General features: G+C 38.9%; 20 protein-coding genes. 9 read left to right on the top strand and 11 right to left on the bottom strand.

The window, feature by feature from the left end; translation table 11 throughout:
* Positions 1-26: 26 nt before the first annotated feature.
* Positions 27-821, bottom strand: a complete 795-nt coding sequence (gene map / locus IEV36_RS02910; protein ID WP_004772465.1) for a type I methionyl aminopeptidase — start codon at positions 819-821, stop codon at positions 27-29.
* 357 nt (positions 822-1,178) lie between these two features.
* Here map and brnQ point away from each other — a divergent pair, with 357 nt between their 5' ends.
* Positions 1,179-2,480 (top strand): branched-chain amino acid transport system II carrier protein, encoded by a 1,302-nt coding sequence (gene brnQ / locus IEV36_RS02915; RefSeq protein ID WP_004772466.1) that lies wholly within the window; start codon positions 1,179-1,181, stop codon positions 2,478-2,480.
* 426 nt (positions 2,481-2,906) lie between these two features.
* Positions 2,907-3,167: a hypothetical protein gene (locus IEV36_RS02920; protein ID WP_004772467.1), complete on the top strand. Its 261-nt coding sequence runs from the start codon at positions 2,907-2,909 to the stop codon at positions 3,165-3,167.
* Positions 3,168-3,180: 13 nt separating this feature from the next.
* Here IEV36_RS02920 and IEV36_RS02925 read toward each other — a convergent pair whose 3' ends face one another.
* Positions 3,181-3,636, bottom strand: a complete 456-nt coding sequence (locus IEV36_RS02925; RefSeq protein WP_005257874.1) for a hypothetical protein — start codon at positions 3,634-3,636, stop codon at positions 3,181-3,183.
* Between the two features lie 134 nt (positions 3,637-3,770).
* Here IEV36_RS02925 and IEV36_RS02930 point away from each other — a divergent pair, with 134 nt between their 5' ends.
* Complete coding sequence (locus tag IEV36_RS02930) at positions 3,771-4,628, top strand: alpha/beta hydrolase family protein (protein ID WP_005257876.1); 858 nt, start codon at positions 3,771-3,773, stop codon at positions 4,626-4,628.
* A 640-nt stretch (positions 4,629-5,268) separates the two neighbouring features.
* Positions 5,269-5,733 carry a MarR family winged helix-turn-helix transcriptional regulator gene (locus tag IEV36_RS02935; RefSeq protein WP_004772470.1) on the top strand — a complete coding sequence of 155 codons (465 nt, stop codon included), beginning with the start codon at positions 5,269-5,271 and terminating at the stop codon, positions 5,731-5,733.
* A gap of 55 nt (positions 5,734-5,788) precedes the next feature.
* Here the strand turns inward: IEV36_RS02935 and IEV36_RS02940 are convergent, their stop codons facing one another.
* The 5 genes from IEV36_RS02940 to IEV36_RS02960 form a co-directional block, all read right to left on the bottom strand.
* Positions 5,789-6,454: an SOS response-associated peptidase gene (locus IEV36_RS02940; protein WP_005257878.1), complete on the bottom strand. Its 666-nt coding sequence runs from the start codon at positions 6,452-6,454 to the stop codon at positions 5,789-5,791.
* A 77-nt stretch (positions 6,455-6,531) separates the two neighbouring features.
* Entirely contained in the window at positions 6,532-7,152 is a 621-nt protein-coding gene (locus IEV36_RS02945; RefSeq protein WP_004772473.1) for a 2OG-Fe(II) oxygenase, read from the bottom strand.
* A gap of 177 nt (positions 7,153-7,329) precedes the next feature.
* A complete protein-coding gene (locus tag IEV36_RS02950; RefSeq protein ID WP_005257880.1) occupies positions 7,330-9,492 on the bottom strand; it encodes a malate synthase G in 2,163 nt (720 codons plus the stop codon).
* 290 nt (positions 9,493-9,782) lie between these two features.
* The gene (gene zapE, locus IEV36_RS02955) at positions 9,783-10,928 is read right to left on the bottom strand and encodes a cell division protein ZapE (protein WP_004772477.1); all 1,146 of its coding nucleotides are present in this window, start codon (positions 10,926-10,928) and stop codon (positions 9,783-9,785) included.
* 118 nt (positions 10,929-11,046) lie between these two features.
* A complete protein-coding gene (locus IEV36_RS02960; protein ID WP_004772479.1) occupies positions 11,047-12,066 on the bottom strand; it encodes an AraC family transcriptional regulator in 1,020 nt (339 codons plus the stop codon).
* Positions 12,067-12,221: 155 nt separating this feature from the next.
* On the opposite strand from IEV36_RS02960, the gene IEV36_RS02965 reads away from it, so the two are divergent.
* Entirely contained in the window at positions 12,222-13,736 is a 1,515-nt protein-coding gene (locus tag IEV36_RS02965) for a flavin-containing monooxygenase (protein ID WP_005257882.1), read from the top strand.
* Between the two features lie 231 nt (positions 13,737-13,967).
* Positions 13,968-15,194 (top strand): multidrug effflux MFS transporter, encoded by a 1,227-nt coding sequence (locus IEV36_RS02970; protein WP_005257883.1) that lies wholly within the window; start codon positions 13,968-13,970, stop codon positions 15,192-15,194.
* A gap of 25 nt (positions 15,195-15,219) precedes the next feature.
* On the opposite strand, the gene IEV36_RS02975 is transcribed toward IEV36_RS02970, so the two are convergent.
* Positions 15,220-15,795 (bottom strand): TetR/AcrR family transcriptional regulator, encoded by a 576-nt coding sequence (locus IEV36_RS02975; RefSeq protein WP_005257885.1) that lies wholly within the window; start codon positions 15,793-15,795, stop codon positions 15,220-15,222.
* Between the two features lie 227 nt (positions 15,796-16,022).
* Here IEV36_RS02975 and IEV36_RS02980 point away from each other — a divergent pair, with 227 nt between their 5' ends.
* On the top strand, positions 16,023-16,940 hold the full coding sequence (locus IEV36_RS02980) for a LysO family transporter (protein ID WP_005257887.1): 918 nt from the start codon (positions 16,023-16,025) through the stop codon (positions 16,938-16,940).
* 12 nt (positions 16,941-16,952) lie between these two features.
* On the opposite strand, the gene pyrF is transcribed toward IEV36_RS02980, so the two are convergent.
* The gene (gene pyrF / locus IEV36_RS02985; RefSeq protein WP_005257888.1) at positions 16,953-17,633 is read right to left on the bottom strand and encodes an orotidine-5'-phosphate decarboxylase; all 681 of its coding nucleotides are present in this window, start codon (positions 17,631-17,633) and stop codon (positions 16,953-16,955) included.
* A 113-nt stretch (positions 17,634-17,746) separates the two neighbouring features.
* Positions 17,747-18,295 (bottom strand): helix-turn-helix domain-containing protein, encoded by a 549-nt coding sequence (locus IEV36_RS02990; RefSeq protein ID WP_004772490.1) that lies wholly within the window; start codon positions 18,293-18,295, stop codon positions 17,747-17,749.
* 89 nt (positions 18,296-18,384) lie between these two features.
* On the opposite strand from IEV36_RS02990, the gene IEV36_RS02995 reads away from it, so the two are divergent.
* Both IEV36_RS02995 and IEV36_RS03000 read left to right on the top strand, forming a co-directional pair.
* Positions 18,385-19,041: an AzlC family ABC transporter permease gene (locus IEV36_RS02995; RefSeq protein WP_005257890.1), complete on the top strand. Its 657-nt coding sequence runs from the start codon at positions 18,385-18,387 to the stop codon at positions 19,039-19,041.
* Positions 19,038-19,364 carry an AzlD domain-containing protein gene (locus IEV36_RS03000; RefSeq protein WP_004772494.1) on the top strand — a complete coding sequence of 109 codons (327 nt, stop codon included), beginning with the start codon at positions 19,038-19,040 and terminating at the stop codon, positions 19,362-19,364. Before IEV36_RS02995 ends, IEV36_RS03000 begins: the two co-directional genes overlap by 4 nt.
* A gap of 85 nt (positions 19,365-19,449) precedes the next feature.
* Here the strand turns inward: IEV36_RS03000 and IEV36_RS03005 are convergent, their stop codons facing one another.
* A complete protein-coding gene (locus IEV36_RS03005) occupies positions 19,450-19,815 on the bottom strand; it encodes a lipopolysaccharide assembly protein LapA domain-containing protein (RefSeq protein ID WP_004772496.1) in 366 nt (121 codons plus the stop codon).
* Between the last annotated feature and the right edge of the window lie 6 nt (positions 19,816-19,821).

Consider the following 19,821-nt stretch of genomic DNA (forward strand, 5'->3'; position numbering starts at 1 on the left):
GAGCCTTTTTCTGTATCACAACACTATTAAACTGCTGGATAATGCCCTGTACCTTCTGGCCACGGGGTAAGTAATTCAAAACCATCATCAGTCACTGCAACCATATGCTCCCATTGTGCAGAAAGTGACTTGTCTTTGGTGACCACAGTCCAGCCATCATTTAACTCTTTCACATGCGGCTTGCCTGCATTGACCATCGGCTCAATGGTAAAGACCATGCCTTTTTTCAAAACCATACCTTGGCCTTTTTGTCCATAATGCAAAATATTCGGCTGTTCATGATAGATACGGCCGATGCCATGTCCACAATATTCACGAACAATGCTATAGCCTGCATTTTGGGCAACTGTCTGGATCGCATGACCAATATCACCTAATGTTGCACCAGGTTTAACGGTATGAATACCAGCTAACATCGCTTCGTAGGTTGTTTCAACCAGTTTCTTGGCTTCAGGACTCGGCTCACCGACAAAATACATGCGGCTGGTATCGCCAAAATAGCCATCTTTAATCACGGCCACATCAATATTCAAGATATCGCCTTCTTGCAAAATCTTTTTGGCAGAAGGAATGGCATGACACACTTCTTCATTGACAGAAATACAGGTTGTCTTGGTAAAACCGTGATAGCCAACATTGGCTGGAATCACCTGCAAGGTATTCACGATATAATCATTGCAGATATCATCTAAATATTCAGTTGAAACGCCAGGCTTAATATAAGCACCAATCATTTCTAACACTTGTGCCGCCAAACGACCTGAGATTCTTAATTTCTCAAGATCTTGTTCAGTTTTAATGGTCACAGTAGAAGCTCTCATTCGAGATTTTCCTTATTCATCTATCAGATTAATTTCACATGCAAGCAAAAATATTAGGGCTGCATAAAGTATTTCAATAGTTGTACGCCCTTGCATGCAAATCTTCAATCTTTTTAAGACTAAAAGACCATTTTTATTTTACATTTAATTTCGATTAAGCTGATTGAGAAAAGACATCAGCACTTTTTATTTTCGGAGTTTTAAAAACCTTTTCAATGCATTAGCTTTACCACATCTAATTATATGATTTTAATAATTTCTTTTTAGTCAAAAAACAAACAATTTTCACATAAATTAGTTTCAAATGAACGCTTTTTTATTCTAAAATTTGCACTTTTATTTTATGCCTCCCTCTTTATGAATCAACTTCGTACAGGAGATATCATTGCTTTAGGTTTTATGACCTTTGCGTTATTTATTGGCGCAGGCAATATTATCTTTCCTCCTATCGTTGCTCAGCAGGCTGGTGAACATGTTTGGCTTGCCGCTTTCGGTTTCTTAATCACCGCAGTTGGTTTACCTGTTATTACGATCATGGCTTTATCTCGCATGAAAGGCTCGATCGAAATCATTAGTTCTCCGCTTGGCCGTTTCTTTAGCCTACTGCTCACCATTGCTTGCTACTTAACTGTAGGGCCGCTATTCGCGACTCCGCGTACAGCAACCGTTTCTTATGAAATTGGCTTTGCTCCTTATTTTGGTACCTCAAGTAGTAGTCTCTTTATCTATAGTATTGTTTATTTTGCTTTTGTTACTGCGGTTTCGTTGTACCCGAACAAATTGCTTGACACTGTAGGTCATGTACTTGCACCTTTAAAAATTATTGCACTGGCAATTTTAGGTATTGCTGCTTTTGCTATTCCAACAGGTCTTATCTCGCCTGCGGTGAATAACTATGTAAGCAGTCCAGTTTCTGAAGGTTTCGTCAGTGGTTACCTCACCATGGATACCTTGGGTGCTCTGGTATTCGGTATTGTGATTATTCAAGCGATTCAATCTCGTGGCGTTACAGATACCAAACTCATTACCAAATACGCGATTATCGCAAGCTTAATTGCTGGTGTTGGACTTACCCTTGTCTATGTCAGCTTGTTTAAACTTGGTTTAGGTAGTCACGAAGTTGCACCTGATGCAGCCAATGGTGCGATTATCCTCCATGCTTATGTACAGCATGCATTTGGTGATTATGGTTCTTACTTCCTCACCTGTCTGATTTTCCTTGCATGTATGGTCACTGCGATTGGACTGACCTGTGCTTGTGCAGAATATTTCAATGAATTAACAGGTTTATCTTATAAATTACTTGTTTTCATTCTCACTGGCTTCTCGTTATTAATTTCCAATTTAGGTTTAACAAAGCTGATTGCATTCTCTGTACCTGTACTCAGTGCAATTTATCCACCAGCAATTGTTGTGATCATGCTCAGCTTTTTCTGGAAACGCTGGAATAATCCTTCGATCGTCGTAGGTTCAGTAACAGCCGTAGCTTTCCTTTTTGGTATTGTTGAAGCGATTAAAGCCGCAGGTTTTACAGCACAACTTCCAACATTTATTCAGCATTTACCTTTAAATGAACAAAACCTTGCATGGTTACTCCCATCATTGGCTGTTCTTGTGATTGCGATTGTGGTTGACCGAGCTTTAGCTCAGAAGAAGTAAAATGATTTGTCGTTAAAGTAATGTTTTACCCAAACATGATTTTAGCTATACAGAAAATGTCCTTTTATCCAACGTTCATTTTTTGTTTACGACAAATCTTTCTTTTTTATCCGTTAAAAACCGCGTAAAATCACACTGTTTTCTATCCTTTTGTGATACCTGATATTTCTAAAATAAGCGCTATAACCCACTTTATATAGCTGTCATAAATATTTCATAATGTAAAAATATTGACCAATATTTAACTAAAAAATACTATAAATTAATATAAAAAATACTATAAAGTTATATAAATCAATACATTCCAAAATTTATTTTCAAAATACCCCTTTTTGCTATTGAAATGCTCAGAAAATAGCAGTACAACTTAAAAAACAATTCAGACAAAAACGCATGGTTTTGTCGTCACAACAAGGAGGGATGGAGATGTTATCAATACATTTCAACAAGCAAGTCTTCATTAACGCTCTGAAGGCGAATGATACAATAGTATATGCAACCACAACGCTAGCCTTAATGGTAACGTTGCTGTTTCAAGGCACAATTAAAGGTAATTTAAAACCCGAATATTTTGCATATGCATTGATTGTCTCTGTTGCCTTTTGTATGTGGGCGATCGTCGATCGAAAGTTTCGACAGTTAAGCGCTGCACGCCAAAAAAATTCTCTAGGGAGAATGGATGAGTAATCATCCATTTTTTTTAATTTAAAAACTGAGCAATTGTTCCGAATAACAACACTGTTGTAGCGCCTAACTCGACAATAATTAAACTGAGCATCATCAATGTCATACACCATGCAGGCAAATTTAACCGCCCTACTTTATGCGGTTGCTTAAATTGATTGGTCGTATCTTTTAATAAGCCATGCAGTATATACATCAAGATCGACATCGCAAAAAAGAATAAATTAGCAATCACACAGAATAAAACAATCTCATCCGATAAAACCGTAAAATAGCTGAGTACCGCTAAAATCAGACTTGCTGGCGCATAAAGCAGACTACTCCGATGCGCGATATCTACATAATAATGTGCTCTCGCCAGCTCAGATTGTCTGATTTGATAATATTTCCAAACACCTGTAAGCATCCCCACCCATAGAAAAATCCCACTAAATACAATTGCAAATTGTGTTGCTGTATTTAAAACATACATCTTATTTCCCTATATCCTAATTTCTTATAGGCGCCTATATTACATAAAATTTGACTTTTAAGTCATTTTTTAATCAGGTTTCTTTTTGGAACTTATGTAAAGTATAAAGATAAATACATAAGAGTGTTTTCTCCATGAATAGCGTTGAATCTTTTTGGATCAGTTGTAAAGATGGCTATCAACTTGCTGCCCAGTTCTACCCAATAGAACATTCTGATAAGCCCTATCCAGTTTTGATCTGCCCGGCAACAGGAATTACCAAAAACTTTTATCATGCATTCGCTGAATGGCTGAACCAACAAGGTTATCAAGTACTGAGTTTTGATTTCCGAGGAATTGGAGAATCACTACATGGTCTACTAAAAGACTCCACAGCAAGCATTAATGACTGGGGAATTTATGATATTCCTGCTGCGATAGAAGCATTATTGAATCGTACCCAAGCAGAGAAAATCATTATCGTAGGTCATAGTGCTGGCGGACAGTTGCTTGGTGTTGCATCAAATTATCACAAGGTTGCAAAAGTATTAGCTATTGCTGGCTCAACGGGCCACGTAAAAGGACTCAAAGGTAAAACCAAAGTTCTAGCACCGCTCATGTTTAATGTCATTTTTCCTGTTTCTAGCTTTTTTAAAGGTTATGGCGCGACCCAATTCATCGGAATGGGTGAAAATCTGCCAAAGAATGTTGCACGACAATGGGCAGAGTTTTGTAGCAAACCTGGTTATGTAATGAATGCCATAGGAAAAAGTATCTTTGAAGATTATCATCAGCAAATTCAATGCCCTATCACGTCATTCTGGGCAACAGATGATGAAATTGCGACACATACCAATGTTAAAGATTTGCTTCGTTTATATCCGAATGCAGAAACAAAGTTAATTGAACTGAATCCGCAACAGCTTGGTTATAAACAAATTGGACATATGCTGATGTTCAAGAAATCTCATCAGAAGATCTGGCCCATATTAGAAAATGAATTACGGATTTGACCATGGCCAGATAAAAAGCCAACACAACAACCAGTTTACTTTTGCGCATCTAAACCTGTAATCCTGTTTAGGTGCTTTTTTTATGGGATCTATCATCTTAAATAACGTTATTTAACCAACTACACACTTGATTTTTTAGAAATTTAATAGAAAAGTGTGACAAAGAATGTATTTATTCATCTTTTTAAAAAAAATTGATGTGCTATATTTTAACCAATTGATCAAGACAAACTCATGTATTCGCTATTTATTTAAGCGTTATTTATTTTATAAATATATTGATTTTATATATTTATGACATTTTAGACAGAAATTTTTATAAAAATGTCACGTCAAAATTCGTATTTTTTTTCTACAATACGAGTATTCTATAAACAAGCAGCAATGCGAAACTGTAGAACTCCCTTTAGGGTTAGACGACTGGATAGTTCATCTTTAATAGCTGATTTATGTGAATTTTATGATGACTTCTCTATTCAGAACAAAGATAATTTAAAGATTATCTTTAGGCAAAGATGTTAAAAATGGGATGTTAAAAAAATCAGGAAAAGGATTTTTGTTAACAGGCAAATTGTAGACATTTCATGGAATCTAAGAGCTAAATTGGATTAGCTCCTTGTGCAAGCATAGGAAATAAGTAATGCCAAAAAAATATGCGCGTTTTTTACCTACAGCCGATTCATTTAATCTGGAAGACTTCCCTTTTTACTGGATTTCTCAAGTAAATGCTCAGTATGTCCAAAACATCGACAATGTGCTGAAAAAGTACGGTCTAGACAATTCACGTCGTCGTATTTTGATTGCCCTACACGTCAAACCGCATGCCAGCGTATCTGAACTTTCCGAAATGGTCATTTCAAAAATGTCGACCACCACCAAAATCGTTTATCGCCTGAAAGATGAAGGTTATATTGATACCTACTCATGCAAGGAAGATGGACGTATTACTCGTGTTTATCTTACTGAGAAAGGTCAAGAAATGATTACCAAGATCAATGACCTGACTGCAGTCATACTAGAACAATCTTTTGACGGTTTAACACCATTGCAAATTGAAAAGACCATGGAAATTTTGCGTCATATGTTTAAAAATCTTGCACGTTAATACAATGATAAAAGATAAAAAAGGCTTCCATCATGAAGCCTTTTTTATTTGAAAATTAAAAATCAAACATATTTAACTGCGGTGTTACTTTCTCTATTTTTGCTTTGGGAACATGTAGACACTCAAACTCTTCTACAGGAAAACCATGCATAAAATCATAAAGCTGATGAGGCTGTTTTAAGCTTAACCATTCATCTAAACGCTCATGCGGAATCACCACTACAGATCGTTTTACATCGCCTGGTTCATGAAAATCCTTCATCATCGGGTGGTCTATGGCATCCATCGTTAGCATGGTGGCTGAGCGGATCACCTGATCATTTAGCTTTCTGATCTCATATAATGCCGCAATAAAGAAAGCCTTTCCATCTTTACGGCGTACTGCCCAACGTTGCGGTTTATTATCAATGTACTTACTTTCATAAAACTCAGTGACTGGAATGACGCCAAACTTACATTTGGAAGCAGCTTCCAGAAAACTCGGCTTTTGAAACAGTGTTTCATGTCGGGCGTTATAGGTATGCTTGGAAATATTAATATCTTCCGACCATTTCGGCACCAAACCAAATAACACATTGCGCCACTCAAACCCTTGTTCCGATTTAAACAACAAAGGTGTTTTATAGCTTGGATAAACCTCTTCTACATATTCAAATGGAATCGGAGGCAAACCAAGCTGCTTCGCTTGCTCGTCTGTCAGTGGTTTAAAGTTGGCACACATAGTTCGTTCAGTATTCACCTTCGAAAATAGAGTTAAAAAAAGGAGGTATCAGCCCTCCTTTTTCCATTCAGCCAATATTAGCCAAATAATTTTTTCATTTTTGCACTTAAACCATGAATAAAGCGGTGTTTGGCATTGGCTTTATCACTGGTTAAAAAGTTAATCTGGATTGATTGACGTTGTCCTTCATAAGGGACATAACCATGCCAGCCGTTATCGGTAACTTTAAAAGCAACCAATGTACCCGGACCAGCATCGATTTCTGCAACATAATCATCCATGTTCTTTTCATCATTTAAGATACGTAGACGACCTGTAGGTGCATCCCAAGATTCATTTAAATAAATCAGGATGGTCAAAAGTTTGGTTTTTGAATCCGAGTGGATACGACCATCTTTTTGACGTGAATAACCACGTAAAGTGATCATCATCGGATGTTCCATCACATCCACATCAAATTTTTCAGTTAAGATCTGACGAAATTCTTTGGTATCTAATGATTTTAAGAAACGATCAAAATTAGGCTTAATCTCAACATCTTCAATGTTATAGCTTCCACCTTGTTCAATCTTTGGAAAATCCTGAATCACAGCTTTCACTTCGCTGTCTACAATTGAATTTTCCACCACAAAGTAAGGATATGGCGAAGTTGAAACTTGCGCCTGTTTTAAAGCATCTAATTTTAAAATTTGTGACATCGCTATGATTCGGCTAAATGATCAAACTGTAATAATTATAACAAATATTTCGGTGCTAATCTGTTTTATCCTGTTTTTAAAGATTCAATGCTTAGCTCAATAACAATGAAGAAACCTTATTTTTCCAACTCGTAGACATAAAAAAAGCCTCCGAAGAGGCTTTTTATTCAGATGAAATTAATCACCTGTATAACCTTTTAATTTTAAACGCGCTGCGTGTAGCAATGGCTCTGTATAGCCAGATGGCTGCTCTGCACCTTTGAAGATCAAGTCAGAAGCAGCTTGGAACGCAATACCATCAAAGTTAGGTGCCATTGGCGTATAAAGTGGATCATTAGCATTTTGCTGATCAACAATCACAGCCATACGCTTAAGCACTTCTTCAACCTGTTCACGCGTTACGATACCGTGACGCAGCCAGTTTGCAACGTGTTGAGATGAAATACGTAATGTTGCACGGTCTTCCATTAAACCAACGTTATTGATGTCTGGCACTTTAGAACAACCAACACCTAAATCTACCCAACGAACTACATAACCCAAGATACCTTGACAGTTATTTTCAAGTTCATTGTTTAACTCTTCCGCAGTCCAGTTTGTTTCTGGTGCAAACGGCGGTGTTAACAAGTCATCTAAAGACAACATGTTTTCAGCAGCTAATTCATCTTGGCGCGCTTTTACATTGATCTGATGGTAATGCAAGGCATGAAGTACCGCACCTGTTGGAGATGGAACCCATGCACAAGATGCACCCGCGTTAGGATGAGCCGTTTTGGTTGCCAACATATCTTTCATGCTGTCTGGTTTTGGCCACATGCCTTTACCAATTTGCGCTTTGCCTTGTAAACCACATGCCAAACCAATTGCAACGTTACGGTTTTCGTAAGCAGCAATCCATTTTTGTGTTTTAACTGCTTCTTTACGAACAACTGGTGCAGCTTCCATAGAGGTATGGATTTCATCACCTGTACGATCCATAAAGCCAGTATTGATGAAGATCGTACGATCTTTTGCAGCAGCAATACAGTTCTTCAAGTTTACAGATGTACGGCGTTCTTCATCCATAATCCCGATTTTGAGCGATTTTGCAGGTAAACCAATCGCTTGTTCAGCACGTTCAAACAATTCAACGGCAAACGCAACTTCTTCTGGACCATGCATTTTTGGCTTAACGATATACATTGAACCTTTACGAGAGTTTTTATTCTCGTTTTGACCACGGATATCAGCAACGGTAAGTAATGGCGTCACTAATGCATCCATGATGCCTTCAAATACTTCTTCGCCATCTACAAGAATCGCAGGGTTTGTCATTAAATGACCAACATTACGAAGCAACATCAATGAACGACCATGCAAAGTAGTTGTACCACCAATCAGGTTTTGTACAGTACGATCTTTATTCAAAGCACGGGTAATGGTTTTACCATTTTTCTCGATTGACTCTTGTAAGTCACCTTTCATCAAGCCTAACCAGTTACGGTAGCCTTCAACTTTCTCTTCTGCATCAACCGCAGCAACCGAGTCTTCCAAATCCTGAATCGTGGTTACAGCAGCTTCCAGTGTTAAATCTTTTACACCTGCAGCATCAGTTTTACCCACTGGGCTATTCGCATCGATCTCAATGATGACGTGCAAGCCATTATTTAAGAGTACGATTTCTGTAGGAGCCGCAGCATCGCCATTAAAGCCAACAAATTGAGATGGATGAGCCAAAGCAGTGGTTGAACCATCTTTTAAAGTCACGGCCAAAGCGTTGTTTACAACTGCATATTTGGTTGCATCTACATGTGAACCTTGCGCCAATGGGAAAGTTTGATTCAAGAAGTTCTTAGCAAAAGCGATAACCTTGTCACCACGAACTGGGTTATAACCCTTACCTTTCTCTGCGCCGCCTTCTTCAGAGATGACATCTGTACCGTAAAGCGCATCATATAAAGAACCCCAACGTGCATTGGCTGCGTTTAGGCAATAACGTGCATTACGTACAGGTACAACCAATTGAGGACCTGCAAGTAAAGCAATTTCTTCATCTACATTTTCAGTGCTTACTTTAAAGTCTGCAACTTCTGGTACTAGATAACCAATCTCGGTTAAGAATGCTTTATAAGCATTAAGTTCAAATTTATTATTACGGTGCCATTCATCAATCTTCGCTTGAAGATCATCACGCTTAGCCAATAATGCCTTGTTCTTTGGGCTAAGGTCGACAACGACTTGCTCGAAGTTTTTCCAGTAAGTTTCACTCTCTAAACCAGTCCCTGGTAAAGCTTCATTTTCGATGAAATCATAAAGTTCTTTAGCAATCGCTAGCTTGCCTTTTTGAATACGTACAGTCATTGTCTTTCCTGATGGTGCTAACTTTTTATAACAAGAATTCTAGTATACTGATTTATACTAGCCTGAATAGTAATATCACATTCCTAAATAGTAAGCATTTTCCCCATTAGAAGTATTGACAAACAAGATTTTTTATATTTATCAAAATATCAAATGTCGATGCTTTTCTTTCTAGTTCTGCAACATACTCCCTTTTCAAACTCATCTAGTTATAACAAAAATCAGTCAGGAATAAAGCCTTATCAATGTAAGTTTATAAAAAAAGGCATTCAGAAGAATGCCTTTTTAATTTATGAAGTTTGTGCGACCTGAATCTGTCGATGCTCGGAATGTAGATAATCATCCGATTGCATTTCCAATAAACGTGAACGCGTCCGTTCAATTTCAAATGCCAGTTTCTCACCCTCATACAGATCAATGATTGAATCTTCAGAGGTAAGAATCAGTTTCACACCACGGTCATAGAATTCATCGACCAGATAAATAAAACGGCGTGTTCCTTCTGACAAGAAATCTGTCAAATGCGGAACATTACTCACCAGCACGGTATTGTAAATGTTGGCAATTTCAATAAAGTCGGCTGGGCTACGCGGTTTAAAACACAATTCAGAGAATTCGCACCACAATACATCTTCAGTATGACCTAAAGTCTCTACCACACGATTATTGATCATGATTGGAGAATTAGATTGCGCCTGTGTTTGAGTCAAGGCTTTAAAACGACCAGATAACCAAGCTTGGGCATCATCCGTTAATGGATATTTGAACAACTGTGCTTGTTTCAAGACGCGTAAACGATAATCCACACCGGCATCTACGTTTAATACAACGCAGTTTTTCTTGACCAGCTCAATGGTTGGCAAGAATCGGTCACGATGAATCCCGTTCTTATACAAACCATCTGGTGCAATATTTGACGTTGCAACCAGCGTAATGCCACGCTCAAATAACTTCTGGAACAAATCGCTCAGGATCATTGCATCTGTAACGTTCGATACGAAAAATTCGTCAAAGCAAATTACAACAGCATCTTTATAAATCTGATCCGCAACCAAATCTAAAGGATTGCGTTGACCTGAAAGCTTATTCAACTCTTTGTGGACATGTTGCATAAAGTGATGGAAATGCATACGCATTTTACGGCGGAATGGAACAGATTCGTAAAACTGATCCATCAGCCACGTCTTGCCACGGCCTACACCACCCCACATATAAACGCCTTTCGGATAGGTTTGACGACGGAAACGTCGAAACGCTTTCTTTGAAGCCTTATAGCGAGTGAGTAACTCTTTCCATACTCGGTCTAACTCTCGCACAGCCTGAGCTTGTGCTTCATCTGGCATGAATTGTCCTGACTCAAGTGCTTGAGTATAACGCTCAGCAGGTGACGTTGGGATAAATGCAGTGCTATGTGAGTCTGGTTTAGAATTTGACATAAGGTGTTATTGCAATTTTAATTGGTGAAAATTATATCGAACATTCCGTTCAATGACATTAGATTTTAGGCTTAATTATCATAGAGTTTAAACATCATAATGTACCATTTTTAATCATTTAATGATTGCGATTATATTGTCTTGGACTCAATCCAAACCATCTTTTAAAGGCATGATTGAACGCTGCTGGCTCAGAATAACCCAACATTTCAGCCACCTGTTCAATCGAATATGAACTGTTTTCGATGAATTTTATGGCCTTCTGCTGGATCAGCTTTTCACGAATTTCTTTATAGCTGGTCTGCATTTGCTGCAATTGATGCCTTAAAGTTCGCTCGGGAATATGCAAGGCACAGGCCGTTTCTGCCATCGTCGGAATGACTCCATTTTGCATTTCCAGATAATCCTTCACATATTCGACCACGGTCAATTTTAGACTGGCACTTTTTTCTAGATTTTGAATATCCGCTAGGCATTTTTCTTCATAAATGCGATAGGTCAATACATCAGCAGATGGGATCTTAATGTTGAGTATTTGAGTATTTTCTAATATGAAAGCAGCCTCTCTACATCCAAATTTGACATCTATTCCATAATAATCCTGATAGGCTGCAAGCAAATTTAAGTCTTTCGGACGGGTAAATGGCAATTCAATCCGAATATTAGGGATCTCTAATCCCATCATTTTAAAAATATCTTGTAAGAACTTATACGTACCTGAAATTTCGCATTGTGCTCGCAATTGACCTAAATGCGTATTCAGATCAACAGGCTGATAGAACAAATGAATAAAATCTTCTTTAATTTCGAGATGTAAAGAACCAAATAAATGAGTCAACTGCTGAAATTGCACCCCATTTAACAAAGCCTTATGGAGAGTTTCACTGGTGACCAATAACATCAGAAATGGCCCATAACCTGCCAGCGCATAATGTTGCCCGATGAACAGACCTTGTTCAGGTGAAATATCCTGACTAATATGTTGCAAGATATCCCATTCGATCTCATCAGGAATAATTGAAGCTGGATCTAAAGCATCGGCTTGTATACCCATATTTGCTAAACGTGCATCCACATCAATGCCGACATGACGCATGCCTTGAATCAAATACATCAATCCGAGGATAGATCTCTTCATAGTTCCTAATACAGTTCTCAAAACTTTAATGTTTTACTATAAAAACCTGAGCAAATGAATTGCCGAAATGGTCAAGTTTTACGTCGGTACAATCATATTTAATCTCGATAAAACCATTAAACTTGCATAAAATTTAGCTGTGCAGGATATACGCTATGCGTGATGTAACCAAAAATGCGATTCAAAAAACAAAAGTAGCAATTATTGGTGCAGGTTTTGGTGGTTTAGCAATGGCCATTCGCCTGTTGCAAAGTCAAATCCATGATTTTGTAATTTTAGAAAAAACCACTGACGTCGGTGGCACGTGGCGTGAAAACCAATATCCAGGCGCAGCATGTGATGTGCAGTCGCATATGTATTCCCTTTCATTTGCACCAAAAACCGATTGGTCAAAACGTTATGCAGAAGCAGATGAAATCTTTACTTATATTCAAGACATCACTGAACAATACAAATTAAAAGACTATTGCAAATTCGGACATGAAGTAACCAAAGCCGAGTTTGATGAAAACCGCAATATCTGGACATTAGACTTTAAAGACCAAGCCACTCTCGAAGCACAATTTGTGATTTTTGCTTCTGGCCCATTGCATGTTCCACAAGTTCCTCATGTCAAAGGAATTGAGAACTTTAAGGGTAAAGTGTTCCATTCATCTCAATGGGATCACGATTATGATTTAACAGGCAAATCAGTTGCATCCATTGGTACAGGTGGTAGTGCCATTCAGTACATTCCAGAAATTGCACCCGAAGTGAAGCAGCTCTATGTATTGCAACGTACCGCAGCTTGGGTAATTCCACGTGATGAACGCAAATACTCACAGCTCAGCAAAACACTCTTTAAAGCTTCAAACATCTATCGTCAGATTCATCGTACTCGTCTGTACTGGACCAATGAATCTCGTGTCGTGCCGATTGTACAGCCACAAATCATGAAATATGGTCAAAAACTGGCAGAAGCTTTTATTCGTTTTCAGGTAAAAGACAAAACACTGGCAAAAAAATTAACCCCTGACTTTGTGATGGGCTGTAAACGTATTCTGATTTCTAATAAATACTTCCCGACCTTTAACCGTGACAATGTTGAACTGGTGACGGATGCTATTCAGGAAATTACAGCGAATGGCATCATCACTAAAGATGGCAAAGAACGCCAAATTGATTGCCTGATTTATGGAACGGGCTTTATTACTGACCCACGTATTTACTTAAAGCATTTCAATTGCATTGGTCGTAACGGTATTGAACTCAAACAAGCATGGAAAGATGGCGCGGAAAGCTATTATGGTATTAGCACCAAAAACTTCCCGAATTTGTTCCAGTTACTTGGGCCAAATACTATTCTTGGTCATAACTCTGTGATTTTCATGATCGAATCACAGGTAAACTACATTCTGCAATTGATTCAAACTGTCGATCAAACCAAGACTCAAGCTGTCGAAATCAAGCAGGATGTTCAAGATCAGTTCAATGAGCGTGTACAAGAGCAACTGAAAGGTACGGTCTGGCAAGCGGGAGGCTGTAGCAGTTGGTATCAAGCTGCTGATGGCAAAAACTTCTCACTATGGCCAACCTATACATGGAGATACTGGCTAGAGACACGCAAAGTAAACGTGGCTGATTATAATTTTATCAATAGCTCAACTGCTGCCAAATCCAATGCTGCATAAATAGCAAAATACAGTTGAAAAGCCCTTGAACTTCTCAGGGGCTTTTTTATTTCTGAATGATACAACGACTTGTACCTCCTGCTTGCTCTCTCTTTATTTTTTATCTTTTCTAACTTAAAACCGCATTTCTTTTTATAGGCAAAAACAAAAAAATCATGCTAAGATTTTAACTACCTACCGTTAGGTAGTTAACTAATACCTGTTCGCTTTCTGCACTCGAGTTTACAAGATATGCAATCTGCTCCTCCAATTTCTAAAATCAGTTGGTCTTTGTTACTGCTGCTCTCCTTATTTACCGCCTTAGATGCGCTGGCAATTGATATTTATTTACCTGCATTTCCACTACTTGCAGAAAGCTTTGCAACCACACCTGGACAGGTTCAATTGACGCTCTCGGTCTTCTTGATTGGTCTTGCAATTGGTCAAGGGATTTACGGGCCTTTACTTGATCGTTTTGGACGCCGTAAACCTTTGCTAATCGGTATTGCGATCTTCATTTTAGGTTCATTACTGGCTGCAATTGCACCGTCGATTGAATGGTTACTGGCTGCCCGATTCTTACAAGCCATTGGTGCATCCGCGGGTTTAGTTGTACCCAGAGCGATTATTTCGGATGTATGTGATGCACAAAGTAGTGCCAAAAACTTTTCTATCTTGATGCAGGTGATGATGATCATTCCAATCATTGCCCCTTTATTTGGGAGCTTTATTCTTCGATTCGGATCATGGACAGTTATTTTCTATACATTGGCCGTACTTGGTACAATCTTGTGGTTCTGGGGCAATTACGCCATACCCGAAACCTTAAAGCCTGAATATCGTCAGCCACTCCAACTCATCACAATCAAAACCAGCTATCAAACCTTGAGCTTAAATAAAAGCTTTATGGCCTACACCCTTGCGGGTGGTTTTATCTTGGGTGCTTTCTTTGTTTACCTAAGCCAGTCTCCTTTTATTTTTATTCAGCATTATCATATTCATAATGAAACTTTTAGCACCTTATTCGCAGCCAATGCGATTGGACTAATCATTCTTGGGCAAGTTTCAATCCTGTTATTGAAACGCTGGTCTGCGCAACGCTTACTGGTACTTGGGATGTGTATATTTAGTGGGGCCAGCTTAATTCTGCTAATGAGTGTGTCTTTTTATGATTTAAGCTTGTGGCAATACATTATTCTTTTGGGACTAAGTATCTGGTCTACAGGATTTATCTTTGGTAACGTCACCGCACTGACCATGCAACAAAGCCCACAGCATTTAACGGGCGCAGCCTCATCATTAATGGGCTTACTCCAATATGCTTTTGCTTCACTGATTGGTTTTATTGTCAGCTTTATGGACGTTAATATCAGCCTGCTTCCTGCAAGTTTATTCATCTGTGGCAGTATCGCACTGGGCTTATCTATTTTTGCCGCCTCAGGACAACGGGCTCGCTTTCCTGTTGTAGAAGCTGAATAATGATATTCACACGCATCAGTACCTTTTAAATTGAGGTACTGATCAATACATTCAATGCTTTTAAGATGGCATCTAGACGAAGTCGGAACTTTTCTCGACCGCCATAGATCAATTCACTTTGCAATGCATCCACAAAACTCATGCATACCCGAGCAAGTGTCTGGGAATCGAGTTGATGCTGATTTTTAGCCACTTCAGAGTTTTGAATCGCTTGCGAAAATAATTGTTCCAGATCAGACATAAATACATGCATCGGCTCAATCACTTGATCATACAAATGCACGGGTGGACTGATCAAAGCATTCATCCAGAACTGAACCGCATAAGACTCATTAAAGCGCTGTTCGATACTGATAAAATAATCATGCAATTGTTGCTGTAGATGCTCCCCACCTTGCAAAATTGTTTTGGCATATCCCAGTTCTTCATCAATCATGATGGGAATCAGGCTAAGATAAAGTTCATCCTTATTCTTAAAATGTGCATAAATCGAAGGTTTTTTTATACCAACATCAGTCGCAATTTCATTTAATGACGTGGCGGCAAAGCCCTGTTTTGCAAAACGTTCCAATGCATATTTTTGAATCTTAGCTGCTGTCACAAATCATCTACCTCTTGTACTAATAAAAGTATATTTCACCTCATGCGATATTCATAGATGAATCAGCTCATTCAAGCTACATCTCAAAATAAAAAATGTAGCAGATGCTCTGTTCAACTCTTTCTCATTGTTTCAGTCCCAAACTTTCTTGATCAAATGATATATAAATCTACCCAACTATCAGATTTCCCTGCATAATAAATCAGCACTTTCAACGCTCTGATCGTATGACCTCTTTTGTTCTGATTTTCCAAATTTTTGTTTGTATTAGCTTAGGCTATTTTATAGCACCGCATTTATCTCAATCCCTAAAAAAATTTGTATTTAGAATTCTTCCTTATTTTTCTTATATTTTACTGGTCAGTGTTGCATTTGAACTCACACAAGCACTCAACCATATTCCAAATCCAGCCGCAATCTTGCCACCAGCAGTACTCATTGCATTTACCACTTCGATTGGTTCTTTTTTCATTTGTTTAATGACGTATAAGCTGATTGATCGCCAAAGCGTACAAGGGAAAATTTCACTCCACTTGTTTCTAAATGCACTGAAAAACATTTGTAAAGCCTTTCTTGCCTTAGCCGTCGGTATTGGTTTGGGTATGCTCATTCAAAAATTAGATCTGCATATTGCCTTTAATAGCTGGTATTTATTATTAATCTTTATTTTCTTGATTGGTGTTGAACTGGCCTTTACTCAATTCGATCGTAGCTGGTTAAGCTGGAAAATCTTATTGGTACCTGTCGCAGCGTTTATTGGATCTTGCCTTGCAGCAATTGTTAACTACTTTATTCTATCGAATCATTACAGCCTGAATGAAGTCATGGCCCTAGCACAAGGCTATGGCTGGTACTCAATGTCTGGAATTTTATTTACCGAACTGCATTCGGCCAAACTGGGTGGTATTGCCCTGTTAACCGATTTATTTAGGGAAATTTTTGCGATTTTATTGATGTACTGTTTAGGTTGGCGTTTCCCACGCTCTGCGATTTCCAGTGCGGGTGCTACCTCAATGGATGTAACGCTTGCGATGGTGAAACAGTCATGTGGCACACATTATGTCCCACATGCCATGATGAGTGGATTGATTCTGTCGCTCCTCGCACCACTCTTGATCAGCTTATTTCTCAGTATGAAGTTTTAAACTTTGACTTCATTAAATCGAAGCCAAAATTGATTTCAACATCTCAGTCGGTTTTTCCGCTTTAGTAATTGGACGACCAATTACTAAATGCGTTGAACCATCAAGCATGGCCTGTTTTGGGGTAACAATACGTTTTTGGTCATCTGCATTTGAACCCTCTGGACGAATACCCGGTGTCACCAATGCAAACTGTTGACCTAACATATCACGAAGGATCTTGGCTTCTTGTGCTGAACACACCACACCATCCAGCCCGCTTTCCTGAGTGAGTTTTGCTAAACGCTTCACTTGTTCAACTGGTTCGATATCCAGACCGATATCACGCAAATCTTCACGTCCCATTGACGTTAACACAGTCACTGCAATCAACTGAGTTTGATAGTTGCCAGCCTTCAATCGTTCAACGCAAGTTTCCATCATCTTACGGCCACCTGAAGCATGCACATTCACCATCCATACCCCTAAGTCGGCAGCAGCACATACTGCTTGAGCGGTAGTGTTCGGGATATCATGGAACTTTAGATCAAGAAAAACTTCAAAACCTTTGTTTTGCAAGTTTTTCACAATTGATGGACCTTCATGAGTAAAAAGCTCTTTGCCAACTTTCACACGGCAAAGTGACGGATCAAGCTGATCAACAATTGTTAAGGCGTCATATTGGCTTTTTGCGTCTAGGGCAACAATAATACTCACGAATCTAGTTCCATCACATAAAAATCAGTTAATTATAAAGTGATTCACAGCATGAACAAAGCAAGAAATCACCCATAATGCAAAAAAGCTTTTCGATCATACGGAAATAACCCTTATCTCTGCTCGGAAATAAGAATTGCTCTGGTATCGTCTTGCAAAGCCTCAAAAATATGGGGCTGATCGGCAGGATAACAAATGTAATCCCCTTCATTCAGCAAAACTGGCTCGGAAATTAAGCCTACTCTGGCCTGACCTTTCATAATCACAATATGCTCAATACTGCCAATCGGATGCGGCTGACTGCAACGTGGTTCACCAGGCTGTGTGGTGAGCATATATACATCACGTCTGGCGCCCGTAGGACAATTGGCCAATAGGATCGCTTGATAATGGGCAATTTCAGAGGAAACAGATGGCCCTTCGCCAAAACGAATGACCTGAGTTTGTGCAATATTGCTTTCCATTAACTTTGCAAATGGAATGTCCAAAGCCACACACAAGGCCCATAATGTTTCTAGACTAGGATTTCCTTGTGCAGCTTCCAATTGCGACAAGGTTGATTTGGCTATACCCGCCCGACGCGCGACTTCTGCCAATGACAGCCCTGCTTTTTGTCTCTCTCTTTGCAAACCCTTTGCAACAATTTCAATGGGCAATGCCATAAATCACCATAAAAAACGACTGTTCGTTTTGACGAACGATATAAAATTAATCTATTATATAGTACGGTCGTTTGATATAGAAAATAAAGATGCAAGATAAAGAACGCTATAACTTAATCAAAGCCATCATTCTCATCTCAGTCGCAACAGGAATTGTCGGCATTTCTCTTGGATCAGTTGCAGCCAGTTTTGACCTGCCCATGTGGATTCCTCTCGCTTTGTCCTTAACTGTACTGGCAGGTGCAGCTGAATTTACTTTTATTGGCATGATTGCAACAGGAGCAAATCCTGTATTTGCCGCATTCACAGGCATACTCATCAATTTGCGTCATCTGCCGTTTGGCTTATCGGTCGCGACATTTATTGAGAAAAATGTCTATCACTTTATTGCCTGTCACATCATGAATGATGAAAGTGTTATGTTCGGACTGAGTCAACAAGAAGCGCATTTGAAAAAATGGGCTTACTGGATGTGTGGCCTAGGCATCAGCATACTTTGGCCGCTCGGTGTATTCATCGGTTATCTGCTCAGCAAAAATATTCCAGATATCTACGTCTTTGGTATTGATGCAGCATTTCCAGCCATTCTTTTTGCCTTGATCCTGCCGATGCTCAAGAATAAAACCACACGAAATCGAGTATTTCTAGGCACATCACTTTCCTTAGCTTCTATTCCCTTACTTCCAACAGGACTTCCTGTTTTAGTGTCCATGCTGGGTTTAATGATAGGTCGAAAAACGAAATGAAATACAGCGAGAGTTATATCTTCATAGGCATTGTTGTACTTGCTTTAGGGACGTACCTGATCCGTTATTCAGGCTTTTATCTGGCAAATCGCATTGAGATCAAAGAACATCATAAACAGTTATTGGCTGATTCTGCCTGTGTTCTGCTGTTCACCTTAGCCGTATTTAATACCCTTTTTACAGAAACTCATTTTAGTGGCATCAGTAAAATTATTGGCGTTTCGGTTGCGATCATTTTTGCATGGAAAAAATATTCTCTTATTGTGGTGATTTTAGTCGCTATGCTCATTACCGCCATGTTGAGATATTTCGGTTTTCCATAAAAACAAAAAAAGCTCTTTAATCCAATAAAGAGCTTTTAAGGGCCTTATACAATCATCAAGATTTTATAAGGCTGAAATATAAAATTTATAACGGAGTACGCGGCTGGCTTTCTGGGTTAATATCCAGAACCGTTTTCTCATGTCTTACACTCGCAGCAGCTTCTGCGGCAGCTTGCTGTGCAAGTTGAATTTGCTCTTTACGAAGATGATCAATATCTTTGCGCAATCTCTTAATTTCCCAACTGGTTTGGAAAACGCGGAAAACCTGTACGCCTAGAAGTAAACCAACAACAACACCTAAGACTAACGTCAATAAAAGTAATAACCCCAAACGCATCGCTGGAACTTGAGTAAATAACAAGTCTACTTGTAGCTCAGCCGGGTTTTGAAGTACCAAAGCAAGTGAATAACCAAAAATGGCAACGAGTAATGCAATTAAGACATAACGCATAAAGAC

The organism is Acinetobacter vivianii (assembly GCF_014635885.1).
In the GTDB taxonomy this organism is placed as follows: Bacteria; Pseudomonadota; Gammaproteobacteria; order Pseudomonadales; family Moraxellaceae; genus Acinetobacter; species Acinetobacter vivianii.

Excerpts from the sequence above, each read along its gene's own strand:
- IEV36_RS03000 (WP_004772494.1), top strand. The coding sequence starts at position 19,038 with ATGAAATACAGCGAGAGTTATATCTTCATAGGCATTGTTGTACTTGCT.
- IEV36_RS02925 (WP_005257874.1), bottom strand. The coding sequence starts at position 3,636 with ATGTATGTTTTAAATACAGCAACACAATTTGCAATTGTATTTAGTGGG.
- IEV36_RS02960 (WP_004772479.1), bottom strand. The coding sequence starts at position 12,066 with ATGAAGAGATCTATCCTCGGATTGATGTATTTGATTCAAGGCATGCGT.
- zapE (WP_004772477.1), bottom strand. The coding sequence starts at position 10,928 with ATGTCAAATTCTAAACCAGACTCACATAGCACTGCATTTATCCCAACG.
- brnQ (WP_004772466.1), top strand. The coding sequence starts at position 1,179 with ATGAATCAACTTCGTACAGGAGATATCATTGCTTTAGGTTTTATGACC.
- IEV36_RS02980 (WP_005257887.1), top strand. The coding sequence starts at position 16,023 with ATGACCTCTTTTGTTCTGATTTTCCAAATTTTTGTTTGTATTAGCTTA.
- IEV36_RS03005 (WP_004772496.1), bottom strand. The coding sequence starts at position 19,815 with ATGCGTTATGTCTTAATTGCATTACTCGTTGCCATTTTTGGTTATTCA.
- IEV36_RS02970 (WP_005257883.1), top strand. The coding sequence starts at position 13,968 with ATGCAATCTGCTCCTCCAATTTCTAAAATCAGTTGGTCTTTGTTACTG.
- IEV36_RS02990 (WP_004772490.1), bottom strand. The coding sequence starts at position 18,295 with ATGGCATTGCCCATTGAAATTGTTGCAAAGGGTTTGCAAAGAGAGAGA.
- IEV36_RS02930 (WP_005257876.1), top strand. The coding sequence starts at position 3,771 with ATGAATAGCGTTGAATCTTTTTGGATCAGTTGTAAAGATGGCTATCAA.
- IEV36_RS02935 (WP_004772470.1), top strand. The coding sequence starts at position 5,269 with ATGCCAAAAAAATATGCGCGTTTTTTACCTACAGCCGATTCATTTAAT.
- IEV36_RS02920 (WP_004772467.1), top strand. The coding sequence starts at position 2,907 with ATGTTATCAATACATTTCAACAAGCAAGTCTTCATTAACGCTCTGAAG.
- IEV36_RS02945 (WP_004772473.1), bottom strand. The coding sequence starts at position 7,152 with ATGTCACAAATTTTAAAATTAGATGCTTTAAAACAGGCGCAAGTTTCA.
- IEV36_RS02940 (WP_005257878.1), bottom strand. The coding sequence starts at position 6,454 with ATGTGTGCCAACTTTAAACCACTGACAGACGAGCAAGCGAAGCAGCTT.
- IEV36_RS02950 (WP_005257880.1), bottom strand. The coding sequence starts at position 9,492 with ATGACTGTACGTATTCAAAAAGGCAAGCTAGCGATTGCTAAAGAACTT.
- map (WP_004772465.1), bottom strand. The coding sequence starts at position 821 with ATGAGAGCTTCTACTGTGACCATTAAAACTGAACAAGATCTTGAGAAA.
- IEV36_RS02965 (WP_005257882.1), top strand. The coding sequence starts at position 12,222 with ATGCGTGATGTAACCAAAAATGCGATTCAAAAAACAAAAGTAGCAATT.
- IEV36_RS02995 (WP_005257890.1), top strand. The coding sequence starts at position 18,385 with ATGCAAGATAAAGAACGCTATAACTTAATCAAAGCCATCATTCTCATC.